The organism is Arcobacter sp. F2176 (genome assembly GCF_004116465.1).
Lineage (GTDB): Bacteria > Campylobacterota > Campylobacteria > Campylobacterales > Arcobacteraceae > Arcobacter > Arcobacter siniprincipis.
Window position 1 is genome coordinate 163,219 of the sequence record NZ_PDJV01000004.1, and the last position, 26,945, is coordinate 190,163.

Here is a 26,945-nt window from a genome sequence, read left to right on the forward strand (position 1 = left end):
CAAATTGTAATAAAATATTGTATAATAGCTTTATGATTATACACCTAGATATCGATTCATTTTTTGTATCTGCCCATAGAACACTAGACAGTACACTATTAGGCAAAGCAGTTGCTGTTGGAGGAAGAAGTAATACCTCAATATTTGATAATAAATCAAATGATAAAAAAGTATTAAGTGAAAGTAATGGTGCTTTTGTAAGTTCGATTTTAACAAAAAATAGTAAGAGTTCTGATGAGTATTACAAAGATCAAAATGGACGAATAAGAGGAATAATTACAACATCTTCATATGAAGCTAGAAGATATGGAGTAAAAACTGCTATGAGTGTAAATGAAGCTTTGATGCTTTGTCCTCACTTGATAATGATTCCCCCTGATTATTCTTTGTATCATGATTTATCCCAAAGACTTAACAAGTATTTATACACAAAAACTCCCCATGTGGAGCAATCTAGTATTGATGAATTTTTTATAGATTTAAGTGGATATATTGAAGATCATGATATTGGGAATTTTGCAAAAGATTTAAAAAATGAAGTTTTTGAAAAGTTTAAATTACCAATATCTATAGGTATTGCAAATACAAAATATATAGCAAAACTTGCGACAAATGGTGCAAAACCAGATGGTATAAAAATAGTCCAACAAGATGAAGTTTATGATTTTATAAAAGATAAAGTAATCTCAGAATTCCCAGGAATAGGAAAAGGTACTGAAAAAAAATTATTAGCACATGGAATTAGAAGACTAGGTCAAATAAGAGATAAAAAAGAGCTTTTTTATTCGTGGAAAAAATCTGGAATACAACTTTATAATAGAGTATTAGGATTAGACAAAGAAAAAACACAAACAAAAACTACTAAAAAATCAATAGGAATAGGACGAACCTTTGATCCTGTGCAAGATAGAGTTGAGATAAATAGAAGGCTTGTTATTTTATGTAGGTATCTTAGTTTTTTAGTATTTAAAGAAAAAGTTACTCCCCAAACATTCTTTTTACAAATAAGTTATGACTATAAAAACAAATCAAAAGATTATATAAATACAAATAGACTTTTCAATGAAACATATTTTAAAAACTCGATTTTAGAACTTTTTAAAACTATAGATATTCATCCAACTCATTATATTGTTCAATTGAATTTATCTGTATCAAATTTTATAGAAAATAAAAATCACAGTTTTAACCTTTTTGAGTATGAAAAGGACAAAAAGAATTTAGAATTAACTAATAAATTAAATAAGTTAAGGGACAAGTATGGAATTGATATAATTAAAAATGCAACAGAACTTTAATATAAATAATCGAAAAAAAAAGAAAAAAAGTAGTATAATTTTTAAAATTTCAATAAAGAGAGAAAATGAACAGAAATAAAGAAATCGTAAAATCTTATTATGAGAACCTTTGGAATAAAAAAGATAAATCATATATTGATAAACTATTTCATGATGATATACTTTTTAGAGGTACATTAGATGTAGAAACACATGGTAAAAAAGAGTTTGAAGAGTACTTTGATATGATTTTGCATGCCCTCCCAAATTTATATCATGGGGTTGAACTTATGATTGCAGAAAATAATTTAGTGAGTGCAAGAGCTATATATAATGGAACGCATTTAGGAAAACTTTTTGACATAGAAGCGACTAATAGAAGAATAAGATATAACGGAGCTTCATTCTTTAGAATAGAAGATGACAAAATAAAAGAAATTTGGGTTTTAGGTGACTTAAATTCATTATATAAACAATTAAGCAAATAATGAAATTAAATACAATAGATGATTTTCACCTAACTGATATTGATAATGAAGCCCACCCTTCAGTATTTTTCAAAGATGAAAATTATGATTTATTTATAATTAGAATTCCTAAAATTACAAACAATAGAGTAGTTCCAGTAAGTAAAGCTTTTATAATTACAGATAATTCTTATTTTTATTATGATAGAAAAAATAGAAATTTTGTTGATTTAAAAAATATTGATGGATTTTATGAATTCTTAAATAAAGATATTGATTCAATATTGAACATGGTAAGTAATTACATAAATGAAATAGAAAATATTGAAGATAGCTTTTATGAAAACAAAATAGATAAAAATTTTAATAAAAAATGGTTTTCTTACAAAAATGATTTTATTAAAATGAATAGAGTATTATTTAAATGTGTTGAAGTTATTGGAGTATTGATAAATGATTATAAGAAAGATGACGACTATTTAAAAAGTAACTTTGAAGATATGCAAGAACATTTAAGCAGAGCACATAGAAACTCTGGAATGCTCTTAGAAAAGCTTGATGCTTTGCATAACTCATATATAGTAGAAAATAATGAGCAGATGAATAGAACTGTTTATATTTTGACTTTACTATCAGGAATATTTCTACCATTAAATTTAATTGTTGGATTTTTTGGTATGAATACTACTTCTTTACCTTTTACTCAAGGAATTGGTGGTACTCAATTTGTAATAAATATACTTCTTTTTTCAGCTATTGTATCAATTCTTTTAGTGTTTTTTATTAAAAAAAGATAACTGTTTTTAGTTATCTTTTTTCTCAATATAAAGTTTTGATAAAATTAAAACCATTGTATCTATGGATTTTTTAGTAGTAGTTTCCCTTACTGTATGATATCCAATAGTTGGAATTTGAAGAGTTGTACCTTGAATCTCACCATCTGTTGCATCAATTATTCTTCCTAGTTCTGTAACTCCCACTGAACCTTTTGTTCCTGCACTTAACATTTGATTTTCTAAATAAGCATCTTTGTAGTGGTAATTTATATTATTTTCAATAACTATTTTTTTAAGTTTTTCTTCTAAAGGTGATTTGAAAACAGCATTTTCATCTCTATTCCTCAACACAATATCTAAATTTGTAATATGATCTACACTACTGTATGGACTTGTATCTAAAACAAGAAGTTCATCTGTTGTTAAATTAAATCTTCTGAAATATTCAAGTAAAAATCTCCAACTTTTTCCAGCTTCTTCACTTGCTGTAAAAAATGCAGTTCCTTGATATCCAAGATGGTACAAATAAATAATCATAGCAATAGAGATAACATTATCAAGTTGAGCAGAAACTAAGCCATTCTCATCTATGTTCAGCGTATCCATAAATGCTATAGCAGTTCCGGGTAGAAGATGTTTAAGACCATCAATTTTAAAAATAATATTTTTTCTTCTATCACAAAGAAAGGCATCTTTAATAACTCCCATTCCCAAATAACTTCCAGACCATGGCTCATATGATTGAACTTTATGATCCATAAATCTCATTTCAAAGTTTTTTAAAAGTTTTTCAGAGTTTGAATTCCCTCTTAAGTCAGCTTGATTTTTTGCAATAAAAGCAGCATATTGGAACTCATTATGTCCTGTACAAATCAAACCATGTCTATCTGCATGGGCAGAAATATATCCCTCTTGTGGATTACTTCCTTTTGCAACTAAAACACCATCATAGTATTCAACATTTAAATCTAATTCTTCAAGCTCTCTTTTCACTCTCATAAAAAAAGGATGTTCTGCTCCCACAACACTTGGTGTTCTAATTAGCTGTTTTAAAATATCGTAAAATTTTTCCATGTTATTCTATTATCTCTTCATTATTTAATTCGTAAAATTCGCTTTGTTTTATGGCATCTTCATTGAAGTATTCCATCTTGTTTTCGGCAATATTTAAGTTACCAAATTTTGCTATGTGAAAAACCGCATCACCTTCTTGAGCAAGGGGAATTTGAGATTTCCCTATAATGATTCCATCAAAGGGTGCTAATATTTCAAAACTATTATCATCTAATGGTTCATCAATATAAGCAATAACTTCATTCTCTTTTACAATATCGCCCAAGGCTTTTATTGTTCTTATCATTCCACTTTCACTGGCTCTTATCCATTTACTTACTCTTGAAGTTATTGGAGTCTTACTTCCTTTTCGTATTACTTTGGGAAGCATGGCATTTTCTCTTAAGACGTTAATAATACCTTTTACTCCGATTCTTATACACGTTTCATCAAAACGCAATGCTTCACCTGCTTCATAAAGAAGTATTGGTATACCACTTTCTTCACCTTCAGCTCTTAGTGACCCATCTCTTAATTCTGAGTGTAAGATGACAGGTGCACCAAAAGCACGAGCTAGTTTTAGAGTATATTCATTATCCATATTTGTTCTTATTTGTGGTAAGTTTGATTTGTGAATAGAGCCTGTATGCAGGTCAATTCCTAAATCACACTTTGAAACTATCTCTTCAAAAAAGATTTTTGCAATTCTACTTGCAATTGAGCCTTTACCACTTCCTGGGAAACTTCTATTTAAATCTCTTCTATCAGGTAGATATCTAGATAGTGTCATAACTCCATAAACATTTACAATGGGTGCAAAGATTATAGTTCCATGTAGTTTTTTTAAAATATTTAGTTTTCTGATTCTTCTAATAATCTCTATACCATTTAATTCATCCCCATGAATTGCTGCACTTATAAAAACTATCGGTCCTGCTTTTTTACCTCGTATTACTCTTATTGGCAAATTTGTAGGAGTATTATAAAGTTTTGGTAACTCTAAATTTATCTTTACTTCTTTTCCCCTTGGTACAACAATACCACCAATTACCAAATCACTACTTTGCATCTAGTTTAAGCTCCAATATTATCTTTTTTTATTTTTCTTTTTTTAGTACTTTTTTCTGATGCTGGAGTTACACTTTTTTCAATATAATCCATGATTTTACTTGCAATATCTAGATTTGTCGATTTTTCAATTCCTTCTAATCCAGGACTTGAATTTACTTCCATAACAAGTGGTCCTCTAGATGAGGGTATCATATCCACTCCACAAACTCCAAGACCCATAGCTTTGGCAGCTGCTATTGCAGTTGATTTTTCTTTTCTTGTTAGTTTATGTGCTGTAGCACTTCCACCTTGGTGAAGATTTGATCTAAAATCGCCTTCTGCACCTTGTCTTTTCATGGCTCCTACAACTTCCCCATTTACAACTAATACTCTAATATCAGCTCCTCCTGCTTCTTCAATATACTCTTGAACAAGTAAGTTTACATCCATGCCATAAAAGGCATCAAGAACAGACTTTGCAGCTTTTTCGCTATCAACTAAAACTACACCAACACCTTGTGTTCCTTCTAATATTTTCAAAACTAAAGGTGCTCCACCTGATAGTGCTATTACATCTTTTGCACTTGATTTATTTGAAGCAAATACTGTTTTTGGCATATCAACATCATTTTTTGAAAGAACTTGTAAACTTCTTAGTTTATCTCTACTTCTTGTAATTGCTAAATTTCCAGAAGTACTAAATACATCCATCATCTCAAAGTGTCTTACCATTGCTGCACCATAAAAAGTTCTACTTGCTCCAATTCTTGGAATAATTGCATCAGGAGTTGGTAATACTTTACCTAAATAATTTATGATAAGTTCACCTTTCATTATCTCAATAGTACATTTTAAATAATCAATTACTTTAACTTCCCAATTCTTTGCTTGGGCTGCTTCCACTAATCTTCTTGTTGAATACAACTCTTTATTTCTTGATAATATATAAACTCTCATTATTATTTTTCCTCTTTTTTATTACATAAATACTCTTGTGAAACATCAACTAAAAACTTATCTTTTAAAAATCTTCTTCCAATTAACATTGGAAATTTCATATCAGCTCTATTTGTCAGAGAAATGATACTTTTATATTTTTTACCAAAAAATTTTACACTTACTTTTATGGATGGTCTTATTTGAACTGTTCCATTTGAACTTTTTACACGTTTTATTTTATATATAGGTAAAGTTATTCTTTTACCATGATATGAAGCATGCACTTCATCAAGTAAAGTAAAACTTACTTTATTTTCTTCGATTTCAATATCATCACAATGTAAAGCATTTGAATCAGCACCCGTATCTACTTTAGCATCTAAATCAAACAATTCCAAGTCAAGTATTGAGATACTTTCTTTTCTGCCAACTATCTTTTTTTCGATGAAATATCCTTTATAGTTTTAAAAATTATATCATAGTTTAATATAAAAATTATGTCTAAATAAAAATGTATAGCTTGATTGTAATAAATCTAAAAGGAAGATTAATGATTATATTTTTATAAGAATAAGTTATTAAATTTGTAAAAGGAAGGGATAGTAACTTTGATATTTAAAGTTCTATCACTTCATTACTAAGTTCATTTTTGTCATTTTTTTCTATAGGGAAATTATTTATTAAAATTTCACTACAGTTTTTTATTGCTTTTTCATATCCCTGTGTGAATTCTTTATTTTTTACATCTTTAATAAATTCATTTACTATCTCTTGCCAATATGTATCATCTATTTTTTCTTTTACATTTTTATCTGTAATTATTTCTACATATTTTTCTTCAATTGATACAAAAAACATGATTGCTAGTTTTGTTTGAGTGTCATAAAGTCCTTGATTAATAAACTCTTCTTTGGCCTTTTTTGAGGCTTTGTTATACTTATATTTTTTTGGTAAAAGATATAAAAAGTACTGTTTAAAATTATGAAACATAAGTATAAAAAATGCAAAAGTTGATAATTGTATCTCAAAAAACATTATCGTACTTGCATTAAAATATAAACTAATAAGTGAAATCAAAAATGTAAAAACTAAAGAAAATATTAAAATCAATAGATTATAAGAAGATGAAAAGTCTGTAATAACAGCAACAAGTTCTGCTGAACTTTTCTCTTCAAGTTTTTTTATTTGTTTTTCTATAGATTCTTTTTCATCGTTATTTAAATACATTACCATCCTCCACTAGCGCCACCGCCACCAAAACTTCCACCGCCTCCACCGAAGCTGCCACCAAAACTACTAGAACCTGAACTAAAGCCACCACCAAAACCAGTTCCAAAACCAATACTATTATCGTATCTAGAACTATGATTTGAATTACTTGTTGAATTGACTATTTTACTATTTACTCTAAAGATTGTTAATGTAAAAAAGATAAAAGCAATAAGTGAAATGATAAAGCTACCTGTACCAATTGTAATAAAAAGTCCAGCAAACCCACCAAATGTCATTGATTGAAAAACTCTTGATGTCTTTTTTAAGTTCATTTTAGCAAATATTGTACCAATAAATGGAGCTAAAAATATTATCATAAAGTATAAAATAAATAGCGGGAATATATTCCCACTACTACTAGTATGTGTTTCTTGTTTATATTCACCTTTTATTGAACTAATAATTGCATTAGTTCCTTCTAAAAGTCCTTTATAATAATCACCTTTTTTAAAATATGGTTTGATTTTATATTCGATTATTTCGTGAGATCTAGCATCTGTTAAACTTCCTTCTAATCCATATCCAACTTCGATTCTGATTTTCTTTTCTTTCATTGAAACAATTAATAAAACACCATTATCTTTATCTTTTTGTCCGATTTTCCAATATCTTCCTATTTGATAACCATAATCTTCTATTTCATTACCATCAAGAGATTTTAAAGTCAAAATAACTATTTGATTTGAAGTCTCTTTTTCTTGGGCATTTATTATATTTGTTAAAGTCTCTTTTTGATTTGAAGTTAAAATCCCTGCATTGTCAACTACTCTTCCTGTTAATTTAGGAAAAGCAATATTTGCTACAAGTAGATTTTGTAAAAGTAAGATATTAAAAAGTATAAAAACTATTTTTTTCATTTTAGAAGTTTACTTTTGGTGTTTCTTGTTCTTTTTGAGTAGCTGTAAAATTCTCTTTTACTTTAGCTTCAGGATAAAGAATTGCTGCAATAATTTTTCCAGGGAAAGTTCTTAATTCCATATTATATTTTTTTACACTTTCTATGTAATCTCTTCTTGCAACTGATATTCTATTTTCAGTTCCTTCAAGTTGAGATTGTAGTGCTAAAAAGTTTTTATCAGCTTTTAAATTTGGGTATTTTTCAACAACAACCATAAGTCTAGAAAGCGCAGAACTTAAAGCCCCTTGTGCTTGTTGGAATTGTTGAACCAATTTAGGGTTTGATAACATCTCAGGAGTCAAAGATATTTTTCCTACATTTGCTCTTGCTTGAGTAACTTCAGTTAGAGTAGATTTTTCATGATCTGCATAACCTTTTACTGTTGATACTAAGTTAGGAATTAAATCTGCTCTTCTTTTATATTGATTTTGAAGTTGTGAAAAAGATGCTTTTACATTTTCATCTAAGGTTGGGACATTATTAACATTTGCAAATAAAATTCCAACAAATGCCAAAATAATAACACCTATAACTATTAAAAACGCTTTCATATTAAACCTTTATTTTAAAGTATTAGTATGGTATTGAAATTTTAATTAACAAGCAATGAAAAGAGTTTTATTTTTAATGAAAAAGTTGTAAGAAGAAGCTGTTTCATAAGGATAATTACAAATTATTGTATATAAAGTTTTTTGGTGCAGATGATGAGATTTGAACTCACACGACTCTCGCCACGAGCCCCTCAAGCCCGCGTGTCTACCATTCCACCACATCTGCATTTAAAATATCTAAATCTTTAATATATGATTATTTATTTTAAGTGCGGAATTATAGCAATAAAACCTTATAGATTTAATTAAAAAGAAATTTTTATGAAACTACTTGTTAAAACAATATTTGTCTTGACAAGTAATTTAAAAAAATGTATAGTAATACATAAGGAGTATATATGAATTTTGATATGAATAATTCCTTGGATTTTATTTTAAATAGAACTGCTTTAGCTATGAAAACAGGTTTTAATAAACAAATAAAAGAGTTTGATATCTCTCCTGAACAGTGGTCCTTGATTTTTAGGATTGTTGAAAATAATGGATTGACCCAAAAAGAGTTGGCAAGTAGTACATATAAAGACCAAGCTAATATTACAAGAAGTCTTGACAGGCTTGAAAAAAAAGGTTTTTTGACTCGATTAGTAAATAGTAAGGATAGAAGAATTATAAATATTTTTTCAACATCAAAAGCAAAAGAGTTGGTTGAAATAATAGTTCCCATATCTAAACAATATAATCAACTGCTTTCAACAGGTTTGAGCCAAGAAGAATATGAAAGTTTAATTGGCTTATTAAATAAAGTTTATACAAATATTGAAGAAGAAGGAGACTAGATGAATTTAGAGAATAAAACTGTATTTATTACAGGTGCAAATGGTGGTTTAGGTAGTGCATTTGTAAAAGAATTTTTAAATTATAATGTTAAAAAAATATATTGTAGTGCAAGAGATATAAGTAAATTGGATTCTATAAAAAAATTATCTAATAAAATAGAATTAATAGAATTAGATATTACTAATAAAGAACAATTTAAAAGTTTAGCATTAACTATTGGGGAAATAGATGTTTTAATAAACAATGCAGGTGCAAATAGTGCTAAAAGATTGTTTGATAATGAAATTTTAGATTTTGATGTAAATTTATTTGGTACTTTGAATAGTTGTAGAATTTTATCAGAAAATATAAATAATGGTGGGATTATTATTAATATATCCTCTGTATTGGCACTAATAAATCTTCCTATTATGGCTTTATATTGTGCTTCAAAAAGTGCTTTACACTCTATAACACAAGCTTTAAGAGCAGAGTTGAAAACAAAAGATATATCAGTATATGAAGTATTACCAGGTCCTATTGATACAACTATGTCAAAAGATTTACAAATGCCAAAGACTTCACCTAATGATATTGTAAAGGCGACTATAAATGGTCTAAATAGTGACGAATATGAAATATATCCTGATTCGTTTGCAAAAGTTATAAGACAAAGATTAGAAGAAGATAGAATAAATTTAGAAAATGAATTTGCTCAATCTATAAATTATTAGAAATAAAAAAAGGGTCAAGAGAAAAACTCTTGACCCTTTTTAGATTTTATTAAATCTGTAGATTTAAATATTAACCTAGGAATGGATTTGCATATAATGCAATCATTGCAACAACAAGTGCATAAATAACTTGTGCTTCGATCATCGCTAAAGCAATGAACATTGTTGTCATTAATTTTCCACCTAAACCTGGGTTTCTAGCAGTACCAGCAATAGTTGCAGCAGCAGTATTACCCATACCAATAGCACCACCAAGTGCAGCAAGACCTAAACCAATACCAGCAGCTACTACAGAGTAAGCTTTTAGTGTTTCATTTGCAACTTCACCGTCAGCAGCGAAAGCAGCACCAGCGATAGCTAGCATTAAAAGAACGATTTTTTTCATTCTATATCCTTATAATATATTTTGTTTACAAAGTCTGTTCGGATAGCGTAACCAATCTATAAATAGACTAGCAATACTTACATAAATGCAAATATTTCCCTACTTGTCACTTTGTTGGGGTGTATTGTACACTCTCTTAGGTTAAATTTTCTTTATAATGAGTTTTAAAATAATTAAATTATTACATTATGTAACAAAGTTTAAATTAAATGTTCAGGCTCATGCAAAAAATAGCCTTGTGCACAATCAATATCCAATGATTTTATTGTTTCAAATACTTCTTGCGAATCAACAAATTCTGCAACAACTTCTAATCCTAATTGTTTAGCAAAATTTACAATAGTAGAAACAGTAATAAAAATATTTTTGTCTTTATGTATATTTCTAATCAAAGAACCATCTATTTTTAAAATATCTACATTAAGTTTAATAATATATTCAAAGTTTGAATATCCTGTTCCAAAATCATCAATTGCAATTCTCACACCTAAGCTTTTCATCTTTTTTATAAAAGCTGTAACTTTTTCAAATTCATTTATCTGTTCAGATTCAACTATTTCTAATATAATTCTTTTATTTGTTTTAGTTTCAAGTAATACATTAGTAAGATACTCTACTGTTTCTTCATTTGTAATATCTTGTATTGTAAGATTAATAGAAAAAGAGTTTTCTTTGTCTTTAAAATAATCACAAGCTAGTCTTATCATCTTTCTTGTCATATCGTGATAAAGTCTTGCTTTTTTTGCATGCTCTAAGAAGAAGAAAGGAGATAGTATCTTATCATCTACTTCAAGTCTCATTAGCACTTCATATTTTATTTTACCGGTTATATTATGTATGATCTTTTGGCCATAAATTAAAAGATTATCATTTTTTAAGGCATATTTTATTTTATTTGTTAATTCTACTCTTTTTTTCAAAGTATCTTTATTTTTATTTTCTAGATTCATTACAAGAGTTTTGTTCTTATCTTTTGCTTCTTGCAGAGCCATTTCTGCTTCAACTAATAACCATTCTCTTCCAGTTGAAATACCAATAGTAAAGGATAAGTTTAATTCTTGATCTTTATATGTAATAGGATTTATTTTTACTTTATCTAAGAAATCTAGGCATAAGTTTTTTAAAGACTCTGTTGAGTAGTTTCCAGAAGCCAATATCCCAAAAATATCTCCACTAATTCTGTAAACATTAATATTGTAATCATTAAAAACTGATAATACATTTGAAAGTTCTTTTAGTATAAAATCTCCAACATCTATCCCATATACATCATTTATATCTCTAAAATGATTGATATTAATCATGGCTAGTTTAGGAAATAAAAGAATTTTAGAATCTTCTACAAGCTTTTGTCTATTTGGTAAACCTGTTAGATTATCAGTAAATTGTTTTGTGATTATTTCATCTTTTTCAAATAATGAAGTAACATCATTTCTAATGCCAATATATTCTTTTATTTCATTATTTGAATCTAAAATAGGAATAATTGTTGAGTTAACATAATAGATACTTCCATCTTTTTTCTTATTTGATATAATACCTTTGTAGATATTTTTGCTTTCTAATATTTCCCACAAATTTTTAAAAAATTCTTTTGGAGTTTCAGGATTTCTAATTATGTTATGATTTTTACCTAGTAACTCCTCTCTTGAGTATCCAGATATTTCACAAAACTTATCATTTACATAAGTGATTATTCCTTTTGTATTTGTTTTAGTAACAATTGAACTCTCATCTAAGGCTTTTTTATATTCTTCTAAAAGCATTAGGGCTTCAACTAAATCAGAATCTTTTATATCATTTAAAACATGATTTAAACTCTCAATTTGGCTATATTTTTCTTTTAATTCTTTGTTTTTATTCTCAATTGTTTTTTCTTTTTCTTTTTCTTTTGATATATTTCTCCATCCAGCAATAAAAATAATTTCATCATTTAAAGTAGATTTTTTCAGTGTGACTTCAACCCAAAACTCTTTATTATTTGAATCCGTATGCAACCATTCAAATCTTGAAAATCCATTATTAGAACATTCTTGGATGAGTAATTTTTCTTTTTCTGTTGATAGGTTTCCATCAGGTTGATATTTGGGAGAAATTTGTGAAGGGTGAATATTGAATAGTTCGTCTTTATTTTTCATTTTAAGTATATCAAGTGCAGCTTGATTGCAATCAATAAACTTATTGCCTTTTAAAAATAAAATGGGGTCTATAGAATTTTTAAAGATAATTTCATAATAATCTATATTTTTTAGATTCAATTCAAATTCCTATTTTTATATTAAAGTAATATAACAAAATAAATATAATAATATATTAAAGTGAAAAATAATAGTAATAATCAGTTCTGAAATTTAATTTGATTATAGTTTAAACATAGTAGTGTATAATTTAATAAATAAAATATTAAGGCTTCATAATGAAAAAACTTTTTTTTGGATTAACATTTTTAATTATTATTGTTCTTGTAGGAGCTTATGCTTTATTATTTACAACAACTGGTAATGGGATAGTCTCTTCATTAATAGAAAATAAAGTAAATGAACAAAAAGATTTAAATTTTAAAATAAATAAGTTTGTATTAACTACAAAAAATATTGAGTTCGATGCCTCATTAGATAAAAACTCAAATATAAAAATCATCGGTGATTTATTAATATTCTCAAAATCTGTTGATATCAAGTATGATATAAATATTTTGGACTTATCAAAGTTAGAAAAATACACAAAACAAAAATTAAATGGCAATTTCAGTACAAGTGGAACACTTAAAGGTGATAGTTCTTTAGCTACACTTGAAGGTATTAGTGATATTTTTAAAAGTAGTACGGATTATAAAGTACAATTAATAAATTTTGAACCTTCTAATATCTTATTTAATGTAAAAAATGCAAAAATAGATGAGATATTACACCTAATAAATAAACCTAAATACGCTATGGGAAACATAACAATTAATGGTGATATAAAAAATGCAAAATTAGATAAATTAAATGGAAATATAGATACAAAAATCGTAAATGGACTTGTAACAAATAGTTTAGTTAATAAAGATTTTAATACAAAATTAGTAGATAGGTTAACTTTTCGTGGAGATGTGCAAACAGATTTACAACCAAATAAAGCTTTGTCTAAAATTGATTTTTATTCAACAATGGCAAATCTTTTTGTAAAAAAAGCAGATGTTGATTTAAAAGATATGGTTATAAAAAGTGATTACTTTTTAAATATTGATGATCTTTCAAAACTTTTTGATGTTACACAAACTAAGTTAAGAGGGAAAATTGATGTTGCAGGTGATATCAAAAAAGACAAAGATTTACTTGTAAATGGTTATTCTGAATTATTAGACGGTAAATTAAGATTCAAACTATTAAATGATGACTTTTCAGCTAATATTGATGATATTGAAATTCTAAAAGTACTACACATGCTTTATTATCCAGAAATTTTTACCTCAAAATCAAAATTGAAATTGGATTATAATCTTGCAAAACAAGTAGGTGATTTAAAAGGTGATTTATTAAATGGGCAATTTAAGAAAAATGAGTATTCAACTATAATAAATAGTTTTGCAAAATTTGATCTTACCAAAGAAGTTTATGAAAATATATCATTAGCTAGTAATATAAATAAAAATATAATCAAATCTACGATTAATATGAAAAGTAACTTAACAACAATTAATGTTGATCCTTCTGTAATTGATACAAAAACAAAAGTAATAGATGCTTTGGTACAAACACAAATAAAAGGAATAACTTTTGATACAAAGATATCTGGAGATATATCAAATCCAAAAGTTAAAGTTGATACTAAAAAGCTTTTAGAAAGTGGCATAAAAGAAAAAGCCAAAGAGAAAATAGAAAAAACAATAGAAAAAAAGCTTGGAGATAAAGCAGGAAATTTATTAAAAAGTCTTTTTAAATAGATTTAATTTGACAAAATTAAATCTATTATCTCATTACTATCTTTTGAATTAGATAGTGCAATCTGTATTATAGTTTGTTCTTTGTTTAATATTTTAATATTATTATCAGTTAGTTTCTTTATAATATTTTTCGTATCAATTTTAAATACTTCTGATAAATCTATAAGAGAAGTGTTGATAATCTTTGAATAGAGTTTTTCATATATCTTTGTATCTTTATTTAAATATGATGAAGAAGCAAAAGTAATAATAGTAAAAATTGTTAATAGTAAAAATTTTAATTTCATGTAATATCCTATATATAATCGTATTATATAGTTTGATATTTAATGAAAAGTATTGAAAAGTTAATAAATAGTTAATTGAAAAGGAAAAGAATGGAACAATTAAAAAAAGTATTAATAACAGGTGGAAATAAAGGAATAGGGCTAGCTGTTGTAAAAAGATTTATTGAACTTGACTATGAAGTTGTAGTAGTAGCAAGAGATTTTTCAAATTTTGAATTTAAAGACAATGCAAAAGTTAGATGTATAGAGTATGACTTATCAAATATAGATGGACTAAAAGATTTAGAAAAAGAAGTAGGAGAAATTGATACTTTAATCAACAATGCTGGATATATGCAACCAAAATACTCTTATGATAACTATCCCCTTGACGCAAAAGAGCATATTATGAATGTGGATTTGTATGCTCCTGTTGAACTTATGACACTATTTTGCGAAGGTATGAAAAAAAGAAATTATGGAAGAATAGTAAATACAGCTTCAATTGCAGGACAAATCGGTCATCCTGATATTTGGTATGGGATTGCAAAAGCAGGGCTTATGAATGCAACTAAAATTTTTGCTAAACTTTTAGGTGGCCATAATATTGTTGTAAATTGTATAGCTCCAAGTCCTGTTGAAACTGATATGCAAAAAGATAACTCAGAAGAGAGAAAAGCAGAATTTAAAAAAGCAGTTCCTTGTGGAAGATTTGCAGAACCAAGTGAAGCAGCTGAAGTTATAGTTTGGTTAGCTACTTCTTGTCCTGAGTATGTAAATGGAACAACAGTTGATTTTAATAATGGGTCATATACTAGATAATAGTTTGTTTTTTACCAAAGATTCTTATATTATTAAGAATCTTTACTGCAATCAATGTCAATATAGTCCCTATGATTATAGATAAGCTTATATGCTCTTTTAAGAAAATAACACTTAATATAATAGCAAATAGTGGAACTAGGAAAATAAATGAACTAACTTCATTTGTTCCTAGTTTTTCTATTCCTACAAAATAAATAGTTGTAGCAAAAGTTGTAGAGATAATTGAAATAGATAGAATATTTAACCAAAAAATCCAATCAAAAACTTTATAATCAATACTTGGTACATCAACAAAAAATATCATAACCATAATAGTTGAGATAACATACATGTAAAATGTAAATACCATAGGTGAAATTTTTGTAGCCTTTGAACTTACAATTGTCAGTATTGGCCAAAGAATTGAAGCTAATACAAAATAAATATTTTTTTGTGAAAATATTTGTTCATGTGAAAAAGACCAAATATTAAGCATAGTTAGAACTCCAAGACCTCCAAGAACTAAGGCAAAAATATCTTTTTTTTCTATTTTTCTTCCAAAAAACATTGCCATAATTAAAAAAGTATTTATTGGAATCATAGTAGTTACTAAAGCTCCACCAAGGCTTGCTGTTCCAAATTTTGTCCCTAAAAAATAGCATTTCATATAAGCTATCATTACAATTGAAGCTATAACAACTAAAATAAAACTTTTTAGATTTATATGAAAACTTTTCTTTGAATATAACAATACGGGAAGAAGTGTAATAATTGTAAATACATTTCTAAAAAACACTAATTCATATTCATTAATATAAGCACTTAAAACTTTTGCACTAACCCAAGATGCCCCCCATCCTGCCATGGCTAGGAACATTAGAGCATAAAAAATATTTTTACTTTTGTCTGTCATATCTCATCTTTTTTATTTGATAAGCAAATTGTATATAAATAAACTAAAAATTTATAGAATAAAATTGCTATTTTTTTGTAAATAAGAAGGTGTATATCCAAAATATTTTTTAAAATTACGAGTAAAATGGGATTGGTCATTGAATCCCACTTGAATACTTGCTTCACAAATGGATAAACCATTTTGAATTAGAGAGTTTGCTCGATTAAGTCTTTCATTTACAATAAAAGCATGGGGTGTAAGTCCAATATCTTTTTTAAACAATCTTAGAAAATGGAATTTACTAAGATTAACATTTTTTGCAAGTATATCAAGGGTAAAGTTTGTATCTATTGAATCATTTATAAATTCATAGGTCTGTTTTATAATTTTTTTATCTTCAAAAATTTTTTTATAATCTTTTGTATATAAAGTTGAATCTAAAATTAAACTAGATAGCGCTTCTATTAAATAAGCTTCAATCAATAGTTCATCTTCTTTTTTAAAATATGCATCAAAGAAGTTGTGGACTTTTAGGAATAATATTTTGTTATCAACTATATGTCTTTGAAAATAGGGTATTTTCTTTTCATAAAATATTTGTTCATAAATATTTGAAATAATTTCTACCGTTGGATAAAAATTTGCGTGAGACCACTCTTTAGCTTTTCCACCATGAACTTCACCTGGATTATTTATTCTTATTGAATATTCATATGAATAATAACTTTGGTGTACATTAAAAGTTTTAATAAATCCTTTATAGGTTATTCCAATAGTGTATGTATCATGGTAATGTTTTGTAAAGTCTTCATTGGAATGGCTTACATTTTCAAATAGAATATTATTTAATATTTTTGACATGGCAAAATTATATCTAAAATAAAAAAGAAATATAGAAGAAAATTGCTATTTTACTATTTCTTCTAATGTTTCTTTTATTTTAGCAGGGTCTGAAAAATGGTCAACTTTTGCTCTAAACTTACCATCTTTATCAAAGATATAGATAAAAGAAGTATGTGAAACTGAATAACCCATTGCTGAATCTTTTAAATTTATTTTTTTATAGTATGTTTTATATCTAGATGTAATATCATCAATATTTTTTTTTGTTGAAGTTGCACCTATAAAATTTGGATGAAAATAATGTGCATACTCTTTTAGATTTTTAAGGGTATCTCTGTCTGGGTCTACACTTATAAATAATCCCACAAAGTCTTTAGCTTTTTCTTTTGGTAGTCTGTTTATTGCTTGTGCTAGCGAACTTAATGAAGTAGGGCAAACATCAGGACAAAATGTATATCCAAAATAAATAGCTAGATACTTACCTTTGAAGCTATCTTTTGTAATTTCTCCATCAATTGTATTTACTTTGAAAGCATATTGTTTATGCTCTTTATAATCTCGTACATAAGGTCTAGCTATTATAATTATCACAATTGCAATTGTTATTGCAATGAAAATTTTAAAAATCTTACTCATTATTTACCTGTTTTAAATTGGAATCTAGCTCCAATAGTTTTATTTATTTTTTCTACTCTTATATCTGCATTCCATATCATATTACCAACTGGACATGTAGGAAGAGTACCTATTGCTTCATAGTTTCCATTTCCTAGATTTTTAATTGGTAAATTAAAATCACCCATGAACATATTTGTTGCATATATATTTAAATGTAAATCTTTTAACTCTTTATTGTTACTTTTGATTTCAAATTTAAGGGCTTGCATAAGTGGAATTGATTTTGGATTTATGCTTAATTCAAAAGTTGTACCATCTTGTATTTTTACAATACAAGAACTTTGGTGTAAGTCACAACTTGAATCTTGTGTTATAAATTGCGCTTCACCTTTAAAAGATTGATAAAGTGAAGAAAAATCTATAAGAAAATATCCTACAACAATAAAAAGTACAACTACTACTTGTAGTATTGCACTTTTTAAATTGTTAGGTTTTTTTTCTTGTGGCATTATTTAATTACTTCCACATTTACCTGTACCACAACTCATACCTTTTTTCACACTCTTCATCTCTTTTTTCATCATTCCACCCATTACACTTTTTACAGGAATAGTTATAGTTTTATTCTCTCCATTTGAGAAATTAAGAGTAATAGTTACATTCTCTTTTTCTTTTAATGGCTTATGAAGGCCTATTAACATAACATGAAATCCACCTGGTTTAAGAGATGTTTCTTTATTTGCAGGAATATCTATTTTTGGAACTTGGTACATCTTCATTACACCATCTTTCATGCTATGTGTGTGAAGTTCAACTACTTTTGAAATATCAGATGTAGCTTTTATAAGAGCTATATCTTTATTTGTTTTATTCTCTATAGTCATAAATGCAGCCGAATTTGGAAGTCCAGGAGGTGTTGCTCTAACATATGCATCTTTAACTTCAATATTTGAAGCAAATAGAGTTGATGCACTTAGTAGTGCTAAAAGAAGAAAATTTTTCATTTTGTACCTTTTTTTGATTTCCAAAATTTTATAATTTAAGTGTTAATTATGTGTTAAATCTTTTTTTAATAATATTAACAACACTCCAATTATAGCTGCAATAAATGAAGCTACAAATATCCCTAATTTTACAGCAGAAATTATGCTTTCATCAAGAAAAGCAAGGTGTGTTATGAAAATAGACATTGTAAATCCAATTCCCCCTAAAAATCCAACTGCGATAATTTCATACCATGAAATATTATCTGGTTTTTTAACTAGTTTTAGTTTGGTTGCTAGATATGTAAATCCAAATATTCCTATTGGTTTTCCAATAATTAAACCAAAGACAACACCTAATACAATCATTAAGTTTGCGCTTATTCCTGAGAAGTCTATTAGTACTCCAGCATTTGAAAATGCGAATAAAGGCATAATAAAATATGCAGATAATCCATGTAAACTATGTTCTAATCTCATAAGAGGATTTTGTACCTTATCATAGTTATCAGCAATATTTTCCAAAGCATCAATTTGATGATGGTTTAAAATAGATGTAGGTTCGATATTGTTTTCAAAAGTAGCTATGTCTTTTTTTGTATCTTCAACAAATGCATTTTCACCAATTTTTGATCTTATAGGAATAGCCAAAGCTAATAAAACACCTGCAACAGTTGCATGAATCCCAATTGCATGAATATATATCCATAAACCAATACCAAGAATTAAGTAAGGTAATAATTTAGTTACACCTTTTATATTTAATGCCCAAATTAAAGCGTAAATTACGCCTGCATGTAAAAAATACTGAGTATGAATTTCACTTGTGTAAACAGTAGCGACAACTAAAACAGCACCTAAGTCATCTACAACAGCAAGGGCAACTAAAAATAATTTTAAAGCTGGATTTACTTTTTTTCCTAAAAGCATCAAAATACCTAATGCAAATGCAATATCTGTGGCCATTGGAATACCAAATCCTAGTGGATTATCAGTATTTAATGCTACATATATCAATGCTGGAATAATCATCCCCCCAAGAGCTGCAATAATAGGAAATAAAGCCTTGCTTACAGATGAAAGTTCCCCAACACTCATCTCTCTTTTTATCTCTAATCCTACCATTAGAAAAAATAATGCCATAAGTCCATCATCAATCCAATAAGTCAAGGTCATAGAAATACTATGTTCACCAAGATTTATTCCTAATGGCATATGCCATAGATCATAATATGCTTGTCCTAAACTAGAATTTGCAGTTATTACTGCTGCTACAGTTGCTAAAAAAAGAAGTATTCCACTAAGTGCTTCTTTATTTATAAATTTGTCTAAGGTGACAAGTTTTTTTATCATAATATTCCTTTTTACAAACAATTTGGACATATTCCTTTAATAATTATATTCTCGATTTTGTGATTTTTTAAATTAAATCTAAAGTCCTCATGAAGGCATTCGATTTTAGAACAATTAGTACATATAAAGTGTGCATGTTTACTTTTTTTTATTTCAAAATATCTTTTTTTATCATTTGATTCAAAAGAATCAATAATATCTTCTTCTTCAAATCTAGTGATATTTCTGTAAAAAGTAGCCTTATCCATATTGATTGAAAATTTTATTTCTTCATAACATAAAGGTTTAGAAGAGTTTGATAGTACTTCTAGTATCTCTTTTCGTGAGCTTGTTAGTTTAATATTTCTATCTTGAAATAATTTGTTTATATTGTCCATATATAATTATAACACATGAAGCTTGCAACTAAGTTGCGTTAAAGCGAAATATCACTAAAATTCTAAAAATGCAACTTGGTTGCAATAAATAGGAGTTCTCTAAATGAAAAAAATCTTTTATATATTTTTAATAATATGCTCATCACTTTATGCACAAAAAACTGTTACTGTAAGTATTTTACCTCAGAAGTATTTTGTAGAAAAAATAGCAAAAGACAAAGTAAAAGTAAATGTTATGGTTCAACCTGGTTTTTCACCTGCTACATATGAACCTAAAACTTCTCAAATGAAAGAATTAATAAATTCTGATATTTATTTCTCTATTGGTGTTCCTTTTGAAGAATCTTGGTTGAGTAAATTTACAGATATTAATAAAAACATGTTACTTATAGATACCTCAAAAGGTATTAAAAAAAATAAAATGCTTGGACATCACCACCATGATGAAGTTAAACATGAAGAACAAGAACATCATGAAGAACATCATCATGATGAAGAGTCTTTAGATCCACATATTTGGTTAGATCCAATATTAGTGAAAACACAAGCAAAAAATATTTTAGACGCTCTAATAAAAGTAGATACAAAAAATAGAAAATTTTATTATGATAATTATAAAATTTTTTTAACAGAACTTGATAATTTAAATATGAACTTATCTAATATTTTAAAACAGATAAAAGGCAAAAAGTTTATGGTTTTTCATCCTTCTTGGGGATATTTTGCTAAAAGATATGACTTAGAACAAGAAGCAGTTGAAAAAGAAGGAAAAGAACCTAAACCAAAAGAGATGATAGCTCTTATAGAAGAAGCAAAAGATGAAGGTATAAAAGTATTATTTGTAGCTCCTCAGTTCTCAAAAGTAGCAGCAACTACAATTGCTGAAAATATTGGTGGAAGTGTTATTGAAATAGATCCTTTATCTTACAAATGGGAAAAAAGTTTACTTGACATCTCAAATAAATTGGTGAATACATATAAATAATGAAATTAATATTTATTCTTCTTCTAATAGCTCAAACAGTTTTTGGTTGTGCTTTATGTGCAGTATATTCTCCAAAAACTAGAGTTGTGCTTGATGTAAAGACAAATGATAGTTTAATAAAAGAAATTGATGTAAAATGGATAGTTACAAAAGCTTTTACAAAGACTTTAAATAATGTATACGATACGAATTTAAATGAGAAATTAGATAAAGATGAGTTAGAAAATGTAAAGATAGCTTTTCGTAATTATGTTGAACCAAGAGATTTTTTAGTAAATATATCTTATGGAAAAAAAATAAATAAACTAAGATCAAATAGAATAAGAGTAAATGATTTAAAAGTTGATATTGAAAATGGTCTTTTGCATATTCGGTATAAAATATTATTAGATTACAAATTAGTAAAAGATGATATTTTATATTTTAATACAGATGATAAAGAAGGTTATTTTATTGTTACTATTGCAGAAAATGCTGTTAAGTATGATCCTACTGTATTTAAAAAAGAGACAATCGATGCAAATAGTGTAAGTTTTCATATTATTAAAGATATAGAAGAGCAAAAAAAAGAAGAAATTACTCCTGTTAAAAAAGTTGAAGTAAAAGAAGAGTTAAAAAAAACGCCTAAAGTTCAAGATGAGAACTACTTAACAAAGTTTTCAAAGCAAATAAAACAAAATCTTTTAAAAATAGAAAAAGGTGATAATTTTGCTTTATTTACACTTTTATTTATATCATTTATTTATGGAATTATTCATGCTATGGGACCAGGTCATGGTAAATCATTGGCATTTTCATATTTTATGAGTAACAAAAGTTCTTATACAAGAGCTTTAATTATCTCTCAATTAACTGCATTTATTCATATACTTGGAGCTTTGATTCTTGTTTTGATATCAGTATTTTTAATAACTACTTTTTTAAATAGTTTTGTAGATGATTCTATTAAAATTATTACAAAATTATCTGCTATATTTATTATGCTATTGGCAGTATTTATTTTGTATAAAAAAGTAAGAAAGAAAGAATCTTATTGTAATGTTTGTTGTTCTTCACACGCACATGATCACAATCACGAACATAATCATAATGAACATAAAAAAATAAAAAAACAAGATTTATTTTTTGTTTTAACAGCAGGAATTATTCCTTGTCCTGGTACTGTTATATTATTTTTATATGCTTTTGTATTGAAAACTTACTTTGCAGTTATTTTAGCATCTATTGCTATTAGTTTTGGGATGGGATTAGTTATTTTTGCTTCTTCATTTTTGAGCTTAAATTTAAACAAAGTGTCAAGTAAAGTAGAAAAATTTAGAAATTTTGTGGAAATAATCTCACCAATATTTATTTTCTTATTAGGGTTGTTATTATTTTTCAATGTAAATGTAATATAAATTATTAAATAAGGAGAGGTTAAATACTCTCCTCTTTTTCATTGTCTTTTTTTAGTTCTACTTTTTTAGCTTTTATATCATCTTTGCCTAAAAACTCTTTTTCATTTGCATTTTTAACTATTAGTTTTGATATATTGTCTGTAATTGCTGCTACCTCATGTGTATTTGCTGCAACCATCGCATTTTGCTGTGTTTGTCTATCTAGGATAGTAACAGTGTTATTAATTTGTTCAATTCCTTGATATTGCTCTTTACTTGCTGTTTCAATGTCTGTTATTAATTCTATTGTTTGAGAAATATTTGTATTTAATTCTCCATACCCATTAATCATATCAGAAGCAATAGTTTTACCTTCATTAGCTTTTTCCAATGCATTTTCAACTAAAGCCTTTATTTCACGAGCTGCTTCTGCACTTCTTGTTGCTAGGTTTCGTACTTCTTGTGCAACAACTGCAAAACCTTTTCCAGCTTCTCCTGCTGTTGCTGCTTCAACTGCTGCATTGAGTGATAAAATATTTGTTTGAAAAGATATTTGATCTATAACATTAATTGCCTCATTTATAGCAGTTACTTGTTTATTAATATCTTCCATTGCAATAGATGTGTTTGAAGCTAATTCTTGACCTTTTTCAACTGATACTGTAACGCTACTAGAAAGTTTAGACATTTTTTCTATATTTTCTGTATTATTTTTAATATTGCTTGTTATTTGTTCTAGTGCTGCTGAGGTTTCTTCTAAACTTGCAGCGGTTTGATTTGAACTTTGATTTAATTTATCAACATTTACTAATAATATATCAGAACTTTCATCTAGGGTTAAGCCATTTGATTTATTTTCACATAACATTTGTGTAGTTACATTTCCTAAATGATTAATTCCTGATGCAAGTTTTAAAAGATGCTCTTCTAGTCCCTCTTCATTTATTCTACCAAGATAGTTATATTTTGAATATTCTTCTACTATAAATAATACATTATTTATATTTGTTTCTATAGTTTGGGCCATATCATTAAGTACATCTTTTAATTTATTTAATGAAGGATTTGAAACATTCATTTGTATTCTTTGATATAAATCTCCTTGTTCAAATTTAGCTAAAATGCTTATTGCTTCATCAATTAATGCATTATCTTCTTCAAGACCTTTTTTTGTATTTATAATACTTACATTTACAACTTTTGCCATCTCTCCAAATTCGTTTTTCTTTTTATCATCAAGAAGTTCTATTTCATCTGTTTCTTTATTTAAATATGCAAAAAATGAAATTAAACCATTTTTAAAATTTTTTAAAGATTTAACAATTGTTTTTGAGATTAGAAAAGATATTAAACTAAATACAAGTATAGAAACACTAGCTAATATAATTAGTACAATATCTTGAAGGTATAAAGACTTTTCTTTAAATAACATAGCTTGGTCATGAATTTCACTTAATCCTCCTTCTATTGATTGAACTTTACTAATCATCACTCCTAACATTGATTGAAGTTCATTTGAATCATTAGTTACACCATTATCAAGATTATCAATTTTTGCCATTGAATACTTCTCAAATATATTTTGATATTTTTTAATATCAATAAGTAATTCATTAATTTGTTCAGAATCTTTTTGTAAAAAGTCTATTTTGATATTTTTTAATTCACTTACATCTTTATATAGATTTTTAAAAGAATCTATTACCATATCAGCTGTATCTTCATCCAAATCACTTGAAAATTGTTTTGAAGTGATTCTTGCGTGTAAAACTCTTATTATAATTTTGTCGATTTCCATTGCAGTATTTATACTTAATTTTGCTTTAGCAGAAAAATATCTATTAGTAAGACCAGATATTATAATAATGATTAAAAATAATAAAGGGAAAAAAAGAAGCTTTCTATTTGTAGAAATTGTTGGCATTATATGTATCCTCAGTTATAAAATAATTTATAAGGTAACATATAATATTTACAGAATGGTTACACTCCATAAAGTATAAAGAAAAATAATATTGATGAAAGGAGAGTTTAAAAACTCTCCCATTCATCATCATTTTTACTATTTGAAGTTATTACTTGTGGTTTATTATTAGATTGAACTTTTGGAGTTGTTGTTTCTTTCTTTTCAATTTTTTCTTTAGGCGTTGGAACTTCTACTGTTTTATTTACTTTTTTAGGAGTAGGCGTAGGAGTTTGAACAGTTGATTTTGAACTAATGTTTACTTCTTTACTTTTTACACTCTCTTTACCCTCAAAATCTTTTTCATCAGCATCTCTTACAATCGCATTTGCAATATATTGTGTTTCATCAGCTATATCTTTTGTTTGATTTGCAATTGATGCATTTTGTTGAGTTTGTCTATCTAATAGACCAACTGCGCTATTAATTTGCTCAATACCCATTTGTTGTTCTTTACTGGCAGATTCAACTCCCCCAATTAACTCTAATGTTTTAGAAATATTTTCATTTAATCCAAGATAACCTTTTATCATCTTATCAGAGATAGCTTTTCCATCATTTGCTTTTGTTGTAGCATTTTCAACTAACGATTTTATCTCTTTTGCTGCTTCTGCACTTCTTGATGCTAGATTTCTAACTTCTTGAGCAACAACTGCAAATCCTTTTCCTGCTTCTCCTGCCGTTGCTGCTTCAACAGCTGCATTAAGAGATAGAATATTTGTTTGAAATGCTATCTGGTCGATGACTGAAATAGCTTCATTTATTGCTGTAACTTGTTCATTAATACTATCCATTGCAACTGTAGTTTGAGATGCAAGATTTTCTCCTTCATTTGCTGACTTTTTAAGTTCATTTGCATTGGTTGACATTGCAATTACATTTTGAGTATTTGATGCAATATTTGAAGTAATTTCTTCTAATGCTGCAGCAGTTTCTTCTATACTTGCAGCAGCTTCATTTGATGAACGACTTATTAAATCAACACTTGATAATAATTTACTTGAACTTTTTTGAAGTGTTAAACCATTTGATTTATTCTCAACTAACATTTCATTAATTATTTTTGCTAAAGTATTCAATCCATCAACTGTTTTACCAGTTGCTGCTGTAATTCTATGTCTAAAGTTTAGTTTTTGATACTCTTGTAGTGCTTTCTCAATTGCATTTGTGTCATTAGAAATATTTTCAGAAATAATTTGTATCATTTCATTGAAGATTGTTTTTAACTCTTCTAAACCTTGATTATGGGTACTTTTCTCTATTTTTTTACTAATATCCCCTGTTTTTATAAGTTCAACTACTCTTTTAACATCATTGATTAATATCTCATCTTTTTCCAAAAGAGATTTAGTATTTGTAATATTCTCATTTACAATCTGAGCAATTACTGCTATTTCGTCATTGGCACTTGTGTCTAGTAGGTCTGCATTTGAAGACTCTTTATTCAAGTATTTGAAAAAATTTAAAAGACCATCTTTAAAGTTATTAATTGAATTATTGATATTTCTACTAAGTAAAAATGTAAATAATATCGCAAGAGCTATACTAATAATTGTTATGATAACAAAAGAAGCTAATGAGTTATCAATTAATTCAGTTGTTTCTTTTTCTTCATTTGCAATTACTTTATATGATTCTCCTGTAAAGAAATCAATTATATCTCTCATTTTTTCATAATCAACAAGATATGTATTAAAATAAAAAGTTTGAGCATTAGCATAGTCATTTGCTTTTACTAATTGAACAAGTTTTTGAGTATTTTTATTAGTTAAATCATATAATTTTTCAAACTCTTCAAATTTTGCACTATTTTCAGGCATTAACTTCTCTAGTAAATTTCTAAACTTTTCAAATCTTTGTTTAACTTGTTGGATATTATCATTTACACCTTTGTCAAGTAATTTTTGAGTTGCTGAATGATCAGGTGAACCAACTATTTGGGCTAAAGCAGCATTAGACTGATAAGAATCTCTATCAGCTTCTAATAAATAAGTTATCCCCGCTAAATTTATTGTTTGTGAAAGTGCTACATTTGATTGATAAGAATCTCTATCAGCTTCCAAAAGTACTGCAACCCCTGCAAAATCTCTTTCACTTAAGTCTTTTACATTTTTTTGCATGTGATTAATATTGTATGCTACATATGTACTTGAAACTAAGGTAACTATTATTAATACGAGAAAAGCCCCAATTATCTTGTGTTTAATTTTCATTTCTTTGATCTCCTTATTAGAATAAGTTAATATTCCGTTAATTAATTCTATTCTTTTTAGAATAAATTGAATCTTAATTTATTTATTAATAAATAATTGTTACAACTATTTAACTCAAAGGGA

The 26,945-nt window shown here is 27.0% G+C and carries 28 protein-coding genes and 1 tRNA gene; 9 read left to right on the forward strand and 20 right to left on the reverse strand.

Annotation, left to right across the window (positions count from 1 at the left end; translation table 11 throughout):
• Positions 1–32: 32 nt before the first annotated feature.
• The 3 genes from CRU95_RS05510 to CRU95_RS05520 all read left to right on the forward strand — a co-directional run bounded on the left by CRU95_RS05510 (position 33) and on the right by CRU95_RS05520 (position 2,541).
• Entirely contained in the window at positions 33–1,298 is a 1,266-nt protein-coding gene (locus CRU95_RS05510; RefSeq protein ID WP_129100141.1) for a DNA polymerase IV, read from the forward strand.
• A 65-nt stretch (positions 1,299–1,363) separates the two neighbouring features.
• Positions 1,364–1,765: an ester cyclase gene (locus CRU95_RS05515; RefSeq protein WP_129100142.1), complete on the forward strand. Its 402-nt coding sequence runs from the start codon at positions 1,364–1,366 to the stop codon at positions 1,763–1,765.
• Positions 1,765–2,541 carry a CorA family divalent cation transporter gene (locus CRU95_RS05520; protein ID WP_129100143.1) on the forward strand — a complete coding sequence of 259 codons (777 nt, stop codon included), beginning with the start codon at positions 1,765–1,767 and terminating at the stop codon, positions 2,539–2,541. The genes CRU95_RS05515 and CRU95_RS05520 overlap by 1 nt, the downstream gene beginning before the upstream one ends.
• Positions 2,542–2,547: 6 nt before the next feature.
• Here CRU95_RS05520 and CRU95_RS05525 read toward each other — a convergent pair whose 3' ends face one another.
• The 8 genes from CRU95_RS05525 to CRU95_RS05560 form a co-directional block, all read right to left on the reverse strand.
• Positions 2,548–3,594: a peptidase M42 gene (locus CRU95_RS05525; RefSeq protein ID WP_129100144.1), complete on the reverse strand. Its 1,047-nt coding sequence runs from the start codon at positions 3,592–3,594 to the stop codon at positions 2,548–2,550.
• A gap of 1 nt (position 3,595) precedes the next feature.
• On the reverse strand, positions 3,596–4,642 hold the full coding sequence (locus tag CRU95_RS05530; RefSeq protein WP_258238639.1) for a succinylglutamate desuccinylase/aspartoacylase family protein: 1,047 nt from the start codon (positions 4,640–4,642) through the stop codon (positions 3,596–3,598).
• Positions 4,643–4,647: 5 nt separating this feature from the next.
• Positions 4,648–5,580, reverse strand: a complete 933-nt coding sequence (rimK, locus tag CRU95_RS05535; RefSeq protein ID WP_129100145.1) for a 30S ribosomal protein S6--L-glutamate ligase — start codon at positions 5,578–5,580, stop codon at positions 4,648–4,650.
• A 2-nt stretch (positions 5,581–5,582) separates the two neighbouring features.
• On the reverse strand, positions 5,583–6,008 hold the full coding sequence (locus CRU95_RS05540) for a RimK/LysX family protein (protein ID WP_129100146.1): 426 nt from the start codon (positions 6,006–6,008) through the stop codon (positions 5,583–5,585).
• Between the two features lie 169 nt (positions 6,009–6,177).
• Positions 6,178–6,789 (reverse strand): TPM domain-containing protein, encoded by a 612-nt coding sequence (locus CRU95_RS05545; RefSeq protein ID WP_129100147.1) that lies wholly within the window; start codon positions 6,787–6,789, stop codon positions 6,178–6,180.
• Positions 6,789–7,691, reverse strand: coding sequence for a YgcG family protein (locus CRU95_RS05550; RefSeq protein WP_129100148.1), 903 nt, complete (start codon positions 7,689–7,691; stop codon positions 6,789–6,791). Before CRU95_RS05550 ends, CRU95_RS05545 begins: the two co-directional genes overlap by 1 nt.
• 1 nt (position 7,692) lies before the next feature.
• Entirely contained in the window at positions 7,693–8,283 is a 591-nt protein-coding gene (locus tag CRU95_RS05555; protein ID WP_129100149.1) for a LemA family protein, read from the reverse strand.
• A 142-nt stretch (positions 8,284–8,425) separates the two neighbouring features.
• Positions 8,426–8,509 (reverse strand) — tRNA-Leu (locus CRU95_RS05560).
• A 172-nt stretch (positions 8,510–8,681) separates the two neighbouring features.
• On the opposite strand from CRU95_RS05560, the gene CRU95_RS05565 reads away from it, so the two are divergent.
• Both CRU95_RS05565 and CRU95_RS05570 read left to right on the forward strand, forming a co-directional pair.
• Positions 8,682–9,119 (forward strand): MarR family winged helix-turn-helix transcriptional regulator, encoded by a 438-nt coding sequence (locus CRU95_RS05565; protein ID WP_129100150.1) that lies wholly within the window; start codon positions 8,682–8,684, stop codon positions 9,117–9,119.
• Positions 9,120–9,833, forward strand: a complete 714-nt coding sequence (locus CRU95_RS05570) for an SDR family NAD(P)-dependent oxidoreductase (protein ID WP_129100151.1) — start codon at positions 9,120–9,122, stop codon at positions 9,831–9,833.
• 70 nt (positions 9,834–9,903) lie between these two features.
• On the opposite strand, the gene CRU95_RS05575 is transcribed toward CRU95_RS05570, so the two are convergent.
• The gene (locus tag CRU95_RS05575; RefSeq protein ID WP_129100152.1) at positions 9,904–10,218 is read right to left on the reverse strand and encodes a F0F1 ATP synthase subunit C; all 315 of its coding nucleotides are present in this window, start codon (positions 10,216–10,218) and stop codon (positions 9,904–9,906) included.
• Between the two features lie 200 nt (positions 10,219–10,418).
• Entirely contained in the window at positions 10,419–12,476 is a 2,058-nt protein-coding gene (locus tag CRU95_RS05580) for an EAL domain-containing protein (protein ID WP_129100153.1), read from the reverse strand.
• A 158-nt stretch (positions 12,477–12,634) separates the two neighbouring features.
• Here CRU95_RS05580 and CRU95_RS05585 point away from each other — a divergent pair, with 158 nt between their 5' ends.
• Positions 12,635–14,146 carry a hypothetical protein gene (locus tag CRU95_RS05585; protein ID WP_129100154.1) on the forward strand — a complete coding sequence of 504 codons (1,512 nt, stop codon included), beginning with the start codon at positions 12,635–12,637 and terminating at the stop codon, positions 14,144–14,146.
• Between the two features lie 2 nt (positions 14,147–14,148).
• Here CRU95_RS05585 and CRU95_RS05590 read toward each other — a convergent pair whose 3' ends face one another.
• The gene (locus CRU95_RS05590) at positions 14,149–14,433 is read right to left on the reverse strand and encodes a hypothetical protein (RefSeq protein WP_129100155.1); all 285 of its coding nucleotides are present in this window, start codon (positions 14,431–14,433) and stop codon (positions 14,149–14,151) included.
• 90 nt (positions 14,434–14,523) lie between these two features.
• Here CRU95_RS05590 and CRU95_RS05595 point away from each other — a divergent pair, with 90 nt between their 5' ends.
• Positions 14,524–15,234, forward strand: coding sequence for an SDR family NAD(P)-dependent oxidoreductase (locus CRU95_RS05595; protein WP_129100156.1), 711 nt, complete (start codon positions 14,524–14,526; stop codon positions 15,232–15,234).
• Here the strand turns inward: CRU95_RS05595 and CRU95_RS05600 are convergent.
• From CRU95_RS05600 to CRU95_RS05630, 7 genes are read right to left on the reverse strand one after another with little or no spacing between them, the layout of a single operon-like run.
• On the reverse strand, positions 15,227–16,129 hold the full coding sequence (locus CRU95_RS05600) for a DMT family transporter (protein WP_129100157.1): 903 nt from the start codon (positions 16,127–16,129) through the stop codon (positions 15,227–15,229). The two genes, CRU95_RS05595 and CRU95_RS05600, sit on opposite strands and share 8 nt — an antisense overlap.
• A gap of 51 nt (positions 16,130–16,180) precedes the next feature.
• Entirely contained in the window at positions 16,181–16,972 is a 792-nt protein-coding gene (locus CRU95_RS05605; RefSeq protein ID WP_129100158.1) for an AraC family transcriptional regulator, read from the reverse strand.
• 45 nt (positions 16,973–17,017) lie between these two features.
• Positions 17,018–17,590 (reverse strand): SCO family protein, encoded by a 573-nt coding sequence (locus CRU95_RS05610; protein WP_129100159.1) that lies wholly within the window; start codon positions 17,588–17,590, stop codon positions 17,018–17,020.
• Positions 17,590–18,081: a hypothetical protein gene (locus CRU95_RS05615; RefSeq protein ID WP_129100160.1), complete on the reverse strand. Its 492-nt coding sequence runs from the start codon at positions 18,079–18,081 to the stop codon at positions 17,590–17,592. Before CRU95_RS05615 ends, CRU95_RS05610 begins: the two co-directional genes overlap by 1 nt.
• A gap of 3 nt (positions 18,082–18,084) precedes the next feature.
• On the reverse strand, positions 18,085–18,576 hold the full coding sequence (locus tag CRU95_RS05620) for a copper chaperone PCu(A)C (RefSeq protein WP_129100161.1): 492 nt from the start codon (positions 18,574–18,576) through the stop codon (positions 18,085–18,087).
• 42 nt (positions 18,577–18,618) lie between these two features.
• Positions 18,619–19,908, reverse strand: a complete 1,290-nt coding sequence (gene nhaA / locus CRU95_RS05625; protein WP_129100162.1) for a Na+/H+ antiporter NhaA — start codon at positions 19,906–19,908, stop codon at positions 18,619–18,621.
• Positions 19,909–19,919: 11 nt separating this feature from the next.
• Positions 19,920–20,285 carry a Fur family transcriptional regulator gene (locus CRU95_RS05630; RefSeq protein ID WP_129100163.1) on the reverse strand — a complete coding sequence of 122 codons (366 nt, stop codon included), beginning with the start codon at positions 20,283–20,285 and terminating at the stop codon, positions 19,920–19,922.
• A gap of 103 nt (positions 20,286–20,388) precedes the next feature.
• Between CRU95_RS05630 and CRU95_RS05635 the strand changes: the two genes are divergently transcribed.
• Positions 20,389–21,270, forward strand: coding sequence for a metal ABC transporter solute-binding protein, Zn/Mn family (locus CRU95_RS05635; protein ID WP_129100164.1), 882 nt, complete (start codon positions 20,389–20,391; stop codon positions 21,268–21,270).
• Entirely contained in the window at positions 21,270–22,667 is a 1,398-nt protein-coding gene (locus CRU95_RS05640; protein ID WP_129100165.1) for a nickel/cobalt transporter, read from the forward strand. The genes CRU95_RS05635 and CRU95_RS05640 overlap by 1 nt, the downstream gene beginning before the upstream one ends.
• 19 nt (positions 22,668–22,686) lie before the next feature.
• Here CRU95_RS05640 and CRU95_RS05645 read toward each other — a convergent pair whose 3' ends face one another.
• Positions 22,687–24,570: a methyl-accepting chemotaxis protein gene (locus CRU95_RS05645; RefSeq protein WP_164969738.1), complete on the reverse strand. Its 1,884-nt coding sequence runs from the start codon at positions 24,568–24,570 to the stop codon at positions 22,687–22,689.
• A 107-nt stretch (positions 24,571–24,677) separates the two neighbouring features.
• Positions 24,678–26,822: a methyl-accepting chemotaxis protein gene (locus tag CRU95_RS05650; protein WP_129100166.1), complete on the reverse strand. Its 2,145-nt coding sequence runs from the start codon at positions 26,820–26,822 to the stop codon at positions 24,678–24,680.
• Positions 26,823–26,945 lie beyond the last annotated feature (123 nt).